General features: G+C 57.2%; 8 protein-coding genes. 3 read left to right on the top strand and 5 right to left on the bottom strand.

Annotation, left to right across the window (positions count from 1 at the left end; all coding sequences use genetic code 11):
- The first annotated feature begins 135 nt into the window (after positions 1-135).
- Positions 136-2,115 carry a DNA gyrase/topoisomerase IV subunit B gene (locus tag NQ490_RS00930; RefSeq protein WP_007046918.1) on the top strand — a complete coding sequence of 660 codons (1,980 nt, stop codon included), beginning with the start codon at positions 136-138 and terminating at the stop codon, positions 2,113-2,115.
- 13 nt (positions 2,116-2,128) lie between these two features.
- Positions 2,129-4,372 (top strand): DNA gyrase/topoisomerase IV subunit A, encoded by a 2,244-nt coding sequence (locus NQ490_RS00935; RefSeq protein WP_007046919.1) that lies wholly within the window; start codon positions 2,129-2,131, stop codon positions 4,370-4,372.
- A 97-nt stretch (positions 4,373-4,469) separates the two neighbouring features.
- Here the strand turns inward: NQ490_RS00935 and NQ490_RS00940 are convergent, their stop codons facing one another.
- The gene (locus NQ490_RS00940) at positions 4,470-6,152 is read right to left on the bottom strand and encodes a phospho-sugar mutase (RefSeq protein WP_007046920.1); all 1,683 of its coding nucleotides are present in this window, start codon (positions 6,150-6,152) and stop codon (positions 4,470-4,472) included.
- Between the two features lie 177 nt (positions 6,153-6,329).
- Between NQ490_RS00940 and NQ490_RS00945 the strand changes: the two genes are divergently transcribed.
- On the top strand, positions 6,330-7,859 hold the full coding sequence (locus NQ490_RS00945; RefSeq protein ID WP_007046921.1) for a YifB family Mg chelatase-like AAA ATPase: 1,530 nt from the start codon (positions 6,330-6,332) through the stop codon (positions 7,857-7,859).
- 39 nt (positions 7,860-7,898) lie between these two features.
- Here NQ490_RS00945 and NQ490_RS00950 read toward each other — a convergent pair whose 3' ends face one another.
- The 4 genes from NQ490_RS00950 to NQ490_RS00965 form a co-directional block, all read right to left on the bottom strand.
- The gene (locus NQ490_RS00950) at positions 7,899-8,957 is read right to left on the bottom strand and encodes a glycosyltransferase family 4 protein (RefSeq protein WP_007046922.1); all 1,059 of its coding nucleotides are present in this window, start codon (positions 8,955-8,957) and stop codon (positions 7,899-7,901) included.
- An 8-nt stretch (positions 8,958-8,965) separates the two neighbouring features.
- On the bottom strand, positions 8,966-10,213 hold the full coding sequence (locus NQ490_RS00955) for a glycoside hydrolase family 3 protein (protein WP_007046923.1): 1,248 nt from the start codon (positions 10,211-10,213) through the stop codon (positions 8,966-8,968).
- 105 nt (positions 10,214-10,318) lie between these two features.
- Positions 10,319-11,335 (bottom strand): DUF4340 domain-containing protein, encoded by a 1,017-nt coding sequence (locus NQ490_RS00960; protein ID WP_040917686.1) that lies wholly within the window; start codon positions 11,333-11,335, stop codon positions 10,319-10,321.
- A gap of 15 nt (positions 11,336-11,350) precedes the next feature.
- The gene (locus tag NQ490_RS00965; RefSeq protein WP_050764693.1) at positions 11,351-12,775 is read right to left on the bottom strand and encodes a Gldg family protein; all 1,425 of its coding nucleotides are present in this window, start codon (positions 12,773-12,775) and stop codon (positions 11,351-11,353) included.
- Positions 12,776-12,788: the final 13 nt, after the last annotated feature.

A 12,788-nucleotide genomic window follows, 5' to 3' on the forward strand; every position in this document is an offset into this window, starting at 1 on the left:
GAGCCCTTGCGCAACAACTGTAGGTTGTGTTATAATGGTTTTGTTTATTTGACAAAGCTTTCCAATTTATGGTTTAATAATTTTATATGCGCAAAATACAGTTACGTGTTATGTTACCGCAGGGGGATCCAACGCATGGCAAAAAAACAACAGGAATACGGCAATGACAGCATCCGACAGTTGAAAGGTGCCGACCGTGTGCGCAAGCGCCCGGCCGTCATCTTTGGTTCTGACGGTGTGGAAGGCTGTGCCCATTCCATCTTTGAAATCATTTCCAACTCCATCGACGAAGCTCGCGACGGCTACGGCAACCGCATCAATGTGACGCTGTTTCCTGATCACGTGGTCGAAGTCGAAGATTTCGGCCGCGGCATTCCGGTGGATTACAACAAGGCCGAGCAGCGCTGGAACTGGGATCTGGTCTTTTGTGAGCTGTATGCCGGCGGCAAATACGCCGAAGGCGGCGGCAACTATGATTTCAGCCTGGGCCTCAACGGTCTAGGCCTTTGCGCCACCCAGTATGCCAGCGAATGGATGACGGCAGACATCTACCGTGACGGTTTCCATTATCACCTGGATTTCCAAAAAGGCGAAAATGTAGGCGGTCTGCAGAAAGAAGAATACAAGGGTCGCCGTACCGGTTCCGTCATCCGCTGGAAGCCGGACACAGAGGTATTTACCGATATTGCCGTCCCCCCCGAGACGTTCCAGGATATGCTGCGTCGTCAGGCAGTGGTCAACGACGGCGTTACGCTGGTTTTCACCGACAAATCCGGCAAGGACACCCAGAAATACGAATACCTGTATGAGCACGGTATCGCCGACTACGCCAATGAAATCGTGGGCGACGAGGCGCTGACCCCGGTACATTTCTGTTCCGGTGCCGCCGTAGGCCGCGATCGCGCCGACCAGCCCGATTATCAGGTCAGGATGAATGTGGCGTTTGCCTTCTCCAACACGGTGCAGACTCTGGAATACTACCACAACTCCAGCTGGCTGGAACACGGTGGCAGCCCTGACCGCGCGGTGCGCAGTGCTTTCGTCAGCCAGATCAACGCCTGGCTCAAGAGCAAAGGGCTCTACAAAAAGAACGAAAGCGCCATCACCTTCTCCGATGTGCAGGACTGCCTGGTGCTGGTTTCTTCCAGCTTTTCCACCCGTACCAGCTATGAGAACCAGACCAAAAAGGCCATCACCAACAAGTTTGTGGCCCAGGCCATGACCGAATTCCTCAAACATCAGCTGGAAGTCTATTTCATCGAGCATCCCGATGAGGCGGAAAAAGCCTGCAAGCAGGTACTGATCAACAAGCAGAGCCGGGAACACGCGGAAAAGGCCCGCATCACCATCAAAAAGACGATGACCCAGCAGATGGATCTGGCCAACCGGGTGCAGAAGTTTGTGGACTGCCGTACCAAGGACGCCTCCCGTCGGGAGCTCTACATCGTGGAGGGTGACTCGGCCATGGGCGCCGTCAAACAGAGCCGGGATTCCGAGTTCCAGGCCATCATGCCCATCCGCGGAAAAATCCTCAACTGCCTGAAAGCGGATTACGCCCGTATCTTCAAATCCGACATCATCACCGACCTGATCCGGGTCATGGGCTGCGGCGTGGAACTGGGCGGCAGTCACAACAAAGATCTGGCCAGCTTCAATCTGGACAACTTGCGATTCAACAAAGTTGTCATCTGTACCGATGCTGACGTGGACGGTTACCAGATCCGCACCCTGGTCCTGACCATGTTGTATCGACTGACGCCCACCCTCATCAACAAGGGATACGTCTATATTGCGGAGTCCCCGCTATATGAAATCAATACCAAAAACAAGACCTATTTTGCCTACACCGAGCCGGAAAAGGCCGATATTCTTCGTCGCATCGAAGGCGAGAAATACACAATCCAGCGCTCCAAAGGTCTGGGCGAGAACGATCCCGAAATGATGTGGCTGACCACCATGAGTCCTGAAAGCCGCCGCCTGATCAAGGTACTGCCTACCGACGCGGAACGCACCGCTCAGGTGTTCGATCTGCTGCTGGGTGACAACCTCCAGGGCCGCAAGGAGCACATTGCCGAACACGGCGCCGAATATCTGGACGACCTGGATGTAAGCTGAGACGAGGAAAACTATGGCAAAAAAACGCGAAAAGAAAACTGCACCGGCGCGCCCGCAGCTTGGTGACAACGTCGAGATTCTCTCGGCCGGTGAAATTATCGAAACCCCCATCACCGAAACCCTGGAAACCAACTATATGCCCTATGCGATGAGCGTTATTGTCTCCCGCGCCCTGCCCGAGATTGACGGTTTCAAACCTGCACATCGCAAACTGCTTTATACCATGTATGAGATGGGGCTGCTGAAAGGCGCCCGCACCAAGAGTGCCAACATCGTGGGCAGCACCATGCACCTGAACCCGCACGGCGATGCCGCTATCTACGACACGATGGTGCGCATGGGCCGATCCAACGAAAGCCTGCTGGTACCCTTTGTAGATTCCAAGGGTAACTTCGGCAAGGCCTACAGCCGCGACATGGCCTATGCTGCCGCCCGTTACACCGAGGCGAAACTGGAACCGGTCTGCGAAGAGTTGTTCCGAGACATTGACAAGGATACCGTGGATTTCGTTCCCAACTACGACGGCACTACTACCGAGCCTACTCTGCTGCCGGTCACTTTCCCTACCATTCTGGCAAACAACACGCTGGGCATTGCCGTCGGCATGGCCTCCAACATCTGCTCCTTCAATCTGGAAGAACTGTGCAATGCCACCATTGCCCTGATGAAGGATGCAAAAGCGGATCTGAAGGAAATCATCCCCGCCCCTGATTTTGTGGGCGGCGGCACGATTCTGTATGATGCCGCCGAGATGAAAAACGTGCTGGAAAACGGGCGAGGCAGCGTGCGGGTCCGCGCTCAGTGGAGCTACGACAAGACCAACAACTGCATCGATGTGACCCACATTCCGCCCACCACCACGGTGGAAGCGATCATGGACAAGATCACCGAGCTGGTCAAGCTTGGCAAGATCCGCGAAATCAGCGACATGCGCGACGAGACCGACTTGAACGGTCTGAAACTGACCATCGATCTCAAACGCGGGCAGGACCCCGACAAGCTGATGGCCCGTCTGTTCAAGGCCACTCCGCTGGAGGACAGTTTTGCCTGCAACTTCAACGTTCTGATTGCCGGCCAGCCCAAGGTGCTAGGCGTGCGGGACATTCTGCTGGAATGGATCGCCTTCCGTGCCGAATGTGTGCGCCGTCGCACCTATTACGATCTGCAGGGCAAACAGAAGCGCCTGCATCTGCTGCAGGGTCTGAAAGCGATCTTGCTGGATATCGACAAGGCCATTGAGATTGTGCGCAACACCGCCGAAGAAGCGGAGGTCGTTCCCAACCTGATGATTGGGTTCGGCATTGATGAGGTCCAGGCCGAATATGTGGCCGAGATCAAGCTGCGCCATCTGAACCGGGAATACATCCTCAAGCGCACGGCCGAAATCGAAGAGCTGGAGTCCGCCATCGAGGACCTGCAGGATGTGCTGAAACGTCCGGCCCGCATCAACAAGATCATCATGAACGAGCTGTCCGACGTGGCCAAAAAGTACGGAAAACCACGCCGCTGCGAAATCCTTTATGAGGTTCCCGCCAGTGAGGCAGAAGAGCCGGAGCAGCAGATTCCCGACTATCCGGTGCATCTGTTCTTTACACGGGACGGCTACTTCAAGAAGATCACGCCCCAGAGTCTGCGCATGAGCGGCGAGCAGAAGCTGAAGGACGGCGACGAAGTGCTGTTTACCTGCGAGAGCACCAACAGTGTGGAACTGCTCTTTTTCACCAACCATCATCAGGTGTACAAATCCCACGCCTATGACTTTGCCGACAGCAAAGCCAGTGTGCTGGGCGACTATGTGGCCTCCTCTCTGGGAATGGAAGAGGGCGAGGTTCCCTTGTACATGGTGGTCACACCGGACTACAAAGGTTGGATGCTCTTCTTCTTCCAGAACGGCAAATGCGCCAAGGTACCGCTGAGCAGCTACGAGACCAAGCAGAACCGCCGCAAGCTTCTGAAAGCCTACAGCGACAAGGCTGAACTGGCCTGCATGCGGTATCTTCCGGAAGAGACTGAGCTAGCTATCTTCACCAGCAACAACCGTTTGCTGCTGGCGGGCAGCGCACTGATTCCCGAGAAGTCCACCCGTGACACCGCCGGTGTCAACGTTGTGTCCCTCAAGAAAAACGCCCGCATTGCCCGGGTCACCCTTTCCGAAGGGCTGGAGCTGGCCGAGGCCCATCGCTACCGTGTGCGCACCCTGCCCGCTGCCGGTGCCATTCTGCGTGCCGACGACAGTGTCGAGCAGCTGACGCTGTAATCTTTTATCGTCATACAAAAAGCCCTCGCAGGCTCAGGTTTTCACCTGACACCCGCGAGGGCTTCTTTATTTGCGTTGTTGCATTGGGCAAAAACAATCAGGCCAGCAGCGGTTTGCAGGCAGCCGCCAGTTTGTCTTTCTGGGCCTGGGCCTCGGCCAGATCCTTGCCCTTGGTGGTGAAGTAGGTCTTGATCTTGGGCTCCGTGCCGGAAGGACGAACCACCACGGTGGCGCCGCTTTCCAGGGTATAGATCAGGACGTTGGCGGCGGGCAGCCCCGTCTCCTCAGAATTCTTATAGTCCACGACCTTGACCACCTTGTCACCGTCAAAGTCCTTCGGCGGGTTGGCGCGCAGATTGGCCATGATTTCAGCCATCTTGTCCATGCCAGACAGACCCGGGAACTCGAAGCTGTCCACCTTGTTCAGGTAACGGCCATACTCGCTGTAGATACGCTCCAGCTCTTCCTTGATGGAGCTGCCCTTGGCCCGATAGTAGGCAGCCATCTCGCAGATCAGCATAGATCCGATGATGGCATCCTTGTCGCGTACGTAGGGTCCGGCCAGGTAGCCGTAGCTTTCCTCAAAGCCAAAGATAAAGCGATCCACTTCGCCCGCCGCTTCCAGCTTGGCGATCTGGTCACCGATCCACTTGAAGCCGGTGAGCACGTTACGGCATTCCACACCGTAATGCTCTGCCACTTTGTCGGCCAGCGGGGTGGAAACGATGGACTTGCACATAACTGCATTCTTGGGCATAGTCCCCTGCTCAATACGGCCGGCGCAGATGTAATCCAGCAGCAGTACGCCTACCTCATTGCCCGAGAGAAGCTCATAGCTGCCATCCTTGCACTTTACCGCGATGCCAACACGGTCAGCATCGGGGTCGGTAGCCAGCATCAAGTCGGCGCCGGACTTTTCCGCAAGTTCCAATCCCAGACGCAGCGCCTCGAAAATTTCGGGGTTGGGATACGGGCAGGTCGGGAAGTTGCCGTCCGGATCCTTCTGCTCCGGCACAATGGTGATATCGGTAATGCCGATGTCCTTCAGCACATGGGTGACAGGCACCAGACCGGAGCCGTTCAGCGGGCTGTAGACCAGTTTCAGACCGGCCGTCTTGCAGATGCCGGGGCGGATGGAGCGAGCTTCAATAGCCTCATACAGCGCATTGATGCAGTCGTCGCCCACATATTCGATCAGCCCCTGTGCCATGCCGTCTTCAAAGGAGATCAGCTTGGCACCGGTCAGGATGTCAGTCTTCTGGATTTCGGCATAGACAATGTCTGCCGCCTCATCGGTCATCTGGCAGCCATCCGGACCATAGGCCTTATAACCATTGTACTTGGCAGGGTTATGGCTGGCAGTCACCATGATACCGGCGTTGCACTTGTAATACCGGGTGGCGAAGGAAAGGGCAGGCACCGGCATCAGCGCCTTATAAATACGGACCTTGATGCCATTGGCAGCCAGCACCTGGGCTGCGGTACGGGCAAACAGATCACTCTTGATGCGGCTGTCATAGCTGATAGCGACCGTCTGGGTACCGCCCTGGGTCTTGACCCAGTTGGCCAGACCCTGGGTTGCCTGACGAACAACATAAATATTCATACGGTTGGTGCCGGCGCCGATCACACCTCGCAGACCGGCCGTACCGAACTTGAGGGCTATAGCGAACCGATCCTGAATCGCTGCGTCGTCCCCCTTCACGCTTTCCAGTTCGGGTTTCAGGTCGGGGTCGTCGAGATCGGCAGCCAACCAACGCTCATACATATCCTGATACATAAGTATACACCTACACTTTCCATATAAATGCAGTAAGCATATACTAAATATACCAACTCCTGCCAGTGCTGTCAATGAATTTTTAGTCAAAATAGCCTGTCTCCCCGCCCGCCTGCTTGTGAAACCGCCCAAATAGGGTTATACTGGTCGTAGAATGTCGAAGTGGGAGGGCCGTGTATGTATGCAAAGGTGACAAGTCTTGGCGTCACAGGGTTGGCCGGATACCTGGTTCAGGTAGAGGCGGATCTGTCCGGTGGCCTGCCGCAGTTCAATCTTGTGGATCTGCCGGATTCCGCTGTCAAGGAAAGCAGCGAGCGTGTGCGCAGTGCCGTCAAGAATCTGCACTATCCATGGCCGCCCAGCCGCATCACCATCAATCTGGCTCCTGCAGATGTACGGAAAACAGGCCCCGTGTACGATCTTCCGGTTTTTATTGGCATTCTGGCCGCGCAAGGCAAGCTGCCTGCCCCCGGCCCCGAGCGCGCCTTTCTGGGAGAGTTAGGCCTGGATGGAACGCTGCGTCCCGTCACCGGCGTACTTCCCATGGCTCTGGCAGCTGTTCAGCAGGGGATCAAAGAGCTGTACCTGCCCGCCGAGAATGCCGCTGAGGCCGCCGTCGCGGAGGGGCTCACCGTCTACCCTGCCCGCAATGCACAGGAAGTCGTATTGCATCTGTGCGGCACCGAGCTTCTTGCCGCTGCCAAACCCGACGGATACGATGAAAACGGCGTCTGGCTGGGGCCGGACATGGCCGATGTGCGTGGCCAGAGTGAAGCGCGCCGCGCATTAGAGATTGCTGCCGCCGGCGGCCACAATCTGCTGTTGGTGGGGCCGCCCGGCACCGGCAAAAGCATGCTGGCCAAACGTCTGCCCGGCATCCTCCCGCCGCTCACCTACGAGGAAGCCCTGGAAACCAGCGCCATCTACTCGGTGGCAGGTCTGCTGCGAGGCAGAGACGGTCTGATCAAAGAGCGGCCATTCCGCAGTCCGCATCACAGTGTCAGCGCCACCGCCATTGTGGGAGGCGGCACCGTTCCCCGCCCCGGCGAAGTAAGCCTTGCCCACAACGGGGTGCTGTTCCTGGATGAACTGCCGGAATTTTCCCGCGACACACTGGAGGTCCTGCGTCAACCTTTGGAGGACGGCCAGGTTACTGTCAGCCGTGTTCACGGCACCGCCTCCTATCCCTGCAAATTCATGCTGGTAGCTGCCATGAATCCCTGCAAATGCGGTTATCTGGGCCACCCGACCCGGGAGTGCACCTGTACCCCCAGTGCCATCGAGCAGTATCGCCGCCGCATTTCCGGACCGCTGCTTGACCGCATCGACCTCCATGTGGAAGCACTCCCGGTAGAATATGAGGAACTGGCCGCCGAGCAGGGCGGTGAGTCCAGCGCCGCTGTGCGTGGCCGGGTGATTGCCGCCCGCGCCTTACAACAGGAACGCTACCGGCATTTGCCCGGTGTGCGCTGCAATGCTCAGCTGCCCGGCAGTGCACTGCGCCGGTACTGCCGTATGACCTCCGCCGCCGAAAAGATTCTGCGCGGCGCATTTGAACGGCTGGGATACAGTGCCCGTGCCTATGACCGGATCTTGCGGGTAGCCCGCACAGCCGCTGATCTGGACGGCAGCGAGATGTTGGATACCGCACATCTTTCGGAGGCATTGCAGTATCGCAGCCTCGACCGCAAATTCAATATCCGATAGCGAACACCCCCGCAAGTCGATAGGCTTGCGGGGGTGTTTTCAGGATTCTTTTCGGAGAATTTCCAGCAGGTCTTGGGCACTCTTGCGCCAGCTGTAGCGGGCCAGCAGCACGGCTGCATCCTGCTTGGGCGGCGTGACGTCATCCACATAACCGCGGTTGGTTTTCAGGTCGATGTAACCGGCACAATCTCCGTATATTTCCCGCATGCAGGGCGTGTCGCTGACGTAAATGCGCGGCGCACCGCAGGCCACCGCTTCCAAAGGCGGAATGCCGAATCCCTCGTACAACGTCGGAAAAAGAAACGCCTTGCAGTGGTGCATCAGCGCCTTGGCTTCCCCATCCGACACATAGCCCAGGTAGACCACATTCGGCAGATCAGCCAACCCCAGCCGCTTTGCTTCCGTTTCCAGGCTGCCGCCCCCTGCGATGGCAAAAACAGCATCCGGTTTATTGCGGGCCGCCCGCAGCACCCAGGGAAAATTCTTGTTCTTGAGCAGATTGGCCATGCTGAAATAGTATTCGCCGCGGCGCAGCTTCGGATGTTTGGCAAAGATACCATCCTCCGGGGCAATGCGCTGCATCTGCTGCCAGGCATTGTAAACAACGGAAATCCGCTCCGGGTTCACCCCATAGTAGCGGGTGATTTCACTTTTGGAAAATTCCGAAACCGTAATGATATGCTGGGCTACCCGGGCGATGCGGCGATACTGAAAGCGATGCCAGGCAGCACTCAGCCGCCCGCGCAGATCTGTGTAAAAATCCGGTCGTGCCCGGTAGCAGACATCGTGCACCACAGCGATTCCCCGGAATCCGAACACCGGAATCACATTGCAGGTAGCCAGCCCTTTTGCCCCGCGCTGTTTGAGATACGCCGGATAATCCCTCTGCTGCCATGCCATTCCTTGGCGGGTGCCGAAAGTAACCGTTTTGATGTTTTCATAGACGGGCGCCCGCACTCCGGGCGGCGTAACGACCTCGACCATACCGGCCGGCGCCACGGCGTCCAGCGCCGAAAGCAGCTCGATAGAATAGCGCTGAATGCCCGAAATACGCTGACCGAAGAAAGAGCCATCCACGGCCCATACTGCTTGTTCCATATCTTCTCCTACCTGTCGTCGGCGGCCACCATCAGCCCCGCGTATTGTTCTTTGAAGCGCAGAATTCTGGCCACGCTCTCGTCCAGGCACTCTTCCGGGATGCGCCCCTCCTGTACAGCACCGAGAACGGCGTCAAAGGCTTCTTCCAGCCCCGCCGGCATAAGCAACAGATCATTGCCCGCAAGAAAAGCCTCGATTGCCGCTTCTCCGGGGCTGTACTGCTCTGTAACCGCTCCCATCGCCAGCGAGTCAGTGATCACCAGCACATCTTCCCCTGCCAGCAATTCTTCCCGGAGAAGTTCCGTCACCACCGAATGAGAAAGCGATGCCGGAGCCTCCCCCGTTCCCAGCGCCGGGGCAGCAATATGCCCCACCATCACCGCACGAGGGCCTGTTTGGCTCTCGTCTTTCCCCTGCACAAAGGGAAGAAATTCGCATGACAACATCTCCACTTTGGCCTTCTCCGTATGCGCCAGCCCGCTGTGGCTGTCCTCGGCCGTATCACCATGTCCCGGGAAATGTTTGAAGGTAGGCAGGATGCCTTCCGACTGCAGCCCCTGTGCCATGGCCCGGGCCATCTGTGCAGCCGTTCCGGCATCCCGGGAAAAAGCACGCTTTCCGATGACGGCATTCTCCGGATTGGTCCAGACATCCGCCACCGGCGCAAAATCCATGTTGAAGCCGTACCTTTTGAGATACCCTCCGATGGTTTGCCCCATCTGCAGCGCCGCAGCGGCATTTCCGGAAGCACCTACGGCGAAAGCACTTTCATACTGCGGCAGCGCAAAGGCCGGATTGTTGGCAAGGCGTGCCACACTGCCGCCTTCCTCATCCACGGAAATCAGCAACGGGATGGCACTGGCCGCCTGCAAAGCCTCATTGAACGCAAGGATCTGCTGTGGAGCCTCGATATTTTTGCCGAACTGACAGATTCCCCCCACCGGATATGCTTCCAGCGCATGGCACATTTCTTCGGTCATGGACTGTACGCCATCCGCTTTGTCATCATCGATTTCTTCCTGCGTCAGGCTGAGATCCAGGGCGTCGGGACACACCATGAACAATTGCCCCACTTTCTGTCGCAGCGTCATCTGCTGAAGCAGCTCTTCCACCGTGGAAGGTACCGTCGGCACTTCAGCGACCGTCTGTTGGGACGTAGATGCCGCGGAAGACTGCGCTGGTTCCGCCGCACAGGCACACAGCAGTCCCAAAAGCGCAAGCAGTGCGGCGCCGCACCGCAACCCTTCTTTGCGCATCACAACGCCCCCTTTGGTTTGTATTATAGCATGGGCGGTACGGCAGGGCAAGCATCCCCAAACAGACAACGCCTTCGCGCCATTTCAGGCGCGAAGGCGTTGGTTCTATTCTTCTGCCACGTCGGCGTAGTCGTCTTTGCCGCCCACCGGGTGTTCTGCCACAATGGTATCTTCCTCTTCCGCCGATTCGGCGGTTGCCTGCGCATCGTAGAGACTCTCCTTGGTCACGGCGAACGCGGCCTTGTAGTCGGCGCTGACCTCATAGACCACCGTCGGCGCATCGCTGGATGCCAGATAACATACCGTGTCATCTCCTTCTTTCAGGCTGCCCAGGCGAACTGTCAGGCTGGTGCCATCCGTAAAGGTCACCGTTGCCGTCACGTCCGGTGCATCCAGACCATAGACACTATCCTCCTGAGGTGAGGTGATCGTCCAGTCCGTTTTAACACCGCACACCGTGTTGGCCATCTTTTTGACGGCATCCTGGTCCAGAGCATAGTCCGGATCATCGGCCAGCGTCCAGGTTCCCTCTGTCTGGATGAATCGGAGGTCGGCCACCTGCATGGAGGTCACGTCATCGATGGTCTTATCGGTAAGCGTCTGCGACTTATACAGATCCCGCGGATCTTTGCAAAGTCCCGCCAGGTCACTCTGCGGCACCGTATAGGCTGTCCCGTTCTCGTCATACACATAGTAGATGTCCGCCACATCATTGGCCCGGTCTACCGTCAGCGTGCGGGTTGATTCCCCGCTGCTGATGCCAAACACCATCAGCGGCGTATCGCTGCGCTCCGGTATCTCCGCCAGTTCCTCCGGCTGAAGCTGCCGTGTTGCCGTCAGCCCGGCAAACTTTTCAATGAGGGAACCCGTGACTTCCTGATCCAGCGGCAGCGTGGGGTCGGAATCCAGCATCCAGTCTCCGCTGCTGCCCTTGAGCAACGTTGCCTCCACATTTTCACCGCTGTAAGATACCTGGTCTATAACATCGGCGGAGAAATTGCACAGTGCAATCCCCTCCTGCTGGTCCCCGGACTGCGAAAATTCCAGCACCGCCAGCAACACAGCCAGCACCAGTACCCCCGCCGCCAACAACAGCAGCGGCATGATTTTTTTGCGATTCACAGATGGCTCTCCTTTTTATCGGCGGCGACGGATCAAACAGATCACAACGCCTGCAATCAGACAGACGATCGGCAGCACAAAGATGAACAACAGTCCCAGGCCGATCATAGCCCCGTTGGGCACCGTGAGGCTCTCCGCGCTCAAGCTCTTGCTGCTGATCACTGCCGTCGTCTGTTCGACGTTGAACCAGTTCGCAAGACTCCCCAGCATCTGTGCATTGCCGCCGGAAACACTCTGGTTGGTGGCGGACAGCAACGCATTGGGACAGTTGATCCAGACCACCCGCGCCCCCGTGGAGGTGTTCTCGGCAGCGACCGCCACCGCAAAGCTGCCCTCCGGGTCTTCCTCGGATTTTTCTACCGTTTCGGCATTGGTATAGTCCAGCAGAGAATAGGCCTGATCGCTGGTGGAAAGCAGCGTGGTCAGCACATACTCACTGTCGTCGCTCTGCACAATTCCCTGTGCGATGGGCATATACACCCGCATACCGCTGGTCATGCCGGCCAGCATCTCACAGCTGCTGATGCTGGGCATCAGGTAAGTCTGAGGGTATCCGTAGGGATAGTTGTCCGCATCGGTCTCCACCAGAAGTCCTTCCTGACGGGTCATTCCGCAGGCCGCCAGCACAGTGTCCAGGTGGGACGTACTGATGGTAAAATCGGTGACCACCAGCAGTTTACCGCCGCCCTCCACGTAGGCTGACAGCATGACGGCCTCGTCTTCCGTCACATCCGCCAGCGGGGCATTGATGATCAGTTCGTCAGCATCTGCCGGGATGGAACCCGCCGTAGTCAGATTGAGTTCTTCCACCGCCACACCGGCATTGTCCAGCGTTTCGGTAAAATCACTCTCCAAAGACGTTTCTCCGTGACCGGTCAGTTCATACATCCGGTAACTTGTGGTGCGGATGACCCTGGCAATGCCGGCTGTCAGGCAGTTCTCTGCATCGAAACTGTACTGATAGGTGCCTGAATTGTAGTAAGCATCCAGGTCCATGGGATACATGTCATTATAGCTGACCACATCATAGTTGTCCGCTGTGGTCAGAACCACGCAGCCGGTGGAAGCCCCGTCATACTTTTTCGCAAAAGTCGGGTACAGCACCGGATCCCGCTGTTCCCAGCTGAAATGGCTGCTTTCGTCGGCATATCGATCCAGCAGCCGGGTAATGTTGCTGTCCTCCTGCCCCGATACGGCCAGATAGTAGGCTTTCACATCGGTTTGGAGTTCATGGAGCAGGTTGGTACTTGTCTCACTGAGGGTGAACAGTGCGCTGGTGGAAATATCATACTCGGTATATTTGCTGGGCAGTGCCCGCACCACCAGGTTGAGCAGGATCAGAGCCACCAGCAGCACCGCCGCCAGCACCGAGGCATACACACCGTTGCGGAATGTTTTTTTGCTGCCATGCAGGTTTTTCCAGTTAATTTTCAGATTCATCTGCGGCACCTCC

The sequence above is a fragment of the Subdoligranulum variabile genome, from assembly GCF_025152575.1.
GTDB lineage: Bacteria > Bacillota > Clostridia > Oscillospirales > Ruminococcaceae > Gemmiger > Gemmiger variabilis.

Bases quoted from the DNA above. Each gene is read 5' to 3' on its own strand.
- NQ490_RS00935 (WP_007046919.1), top strand. From the start codon at position 2,129: ATGGCAAAAAAACGCGAAAAGAAAACTGCACCGGCGCGCCCGCAGCTT.
- NQ490_RS00940 (WP_007046920.1), bottom strand. From the start codon at position 6,152: ATGTATCAGGATATGTATGAGCGTTGGTTGGCTGCCGATCTCGACGAC.
- NQ490_RS00950 (WP_007046922.1), bottom strand. From the start codon at position 8,957: ATGGAACAAGCAGTATGGGCCGTGGATGGCTCTTTCTTCGGTCAGCGT.
- NQ490_RS00945 (WP_007046921.1), top strand. From the start codon at position 6,330: ATGTATGCAAAGGTGACAAGTCTTGGCGTCACAGGGTTGGCCGGATAC.
- NQ490_RS00955 (WP_007046923.1), bottom strand. From the start codon at position 10,213: ATGCGCAAAGAAGGGTTGCGGTGCGGCGCCGCACTGCTTGCGCTTTTG.
- NQ490_RS00930 (WP_007046918.1), top strand. From the start codon at position 136: ATGGCAAAAAAACAACAGGAATACGGCAATGACAGCATCCGACAGTTG.
- NQ490_RS00965 (WP_050764693.1), bottom strand. From the start codon at position 12,775: ATGAATCTGAAAATTAACTGGAAAAACCTGCATGGCAGCAAAAAAACA.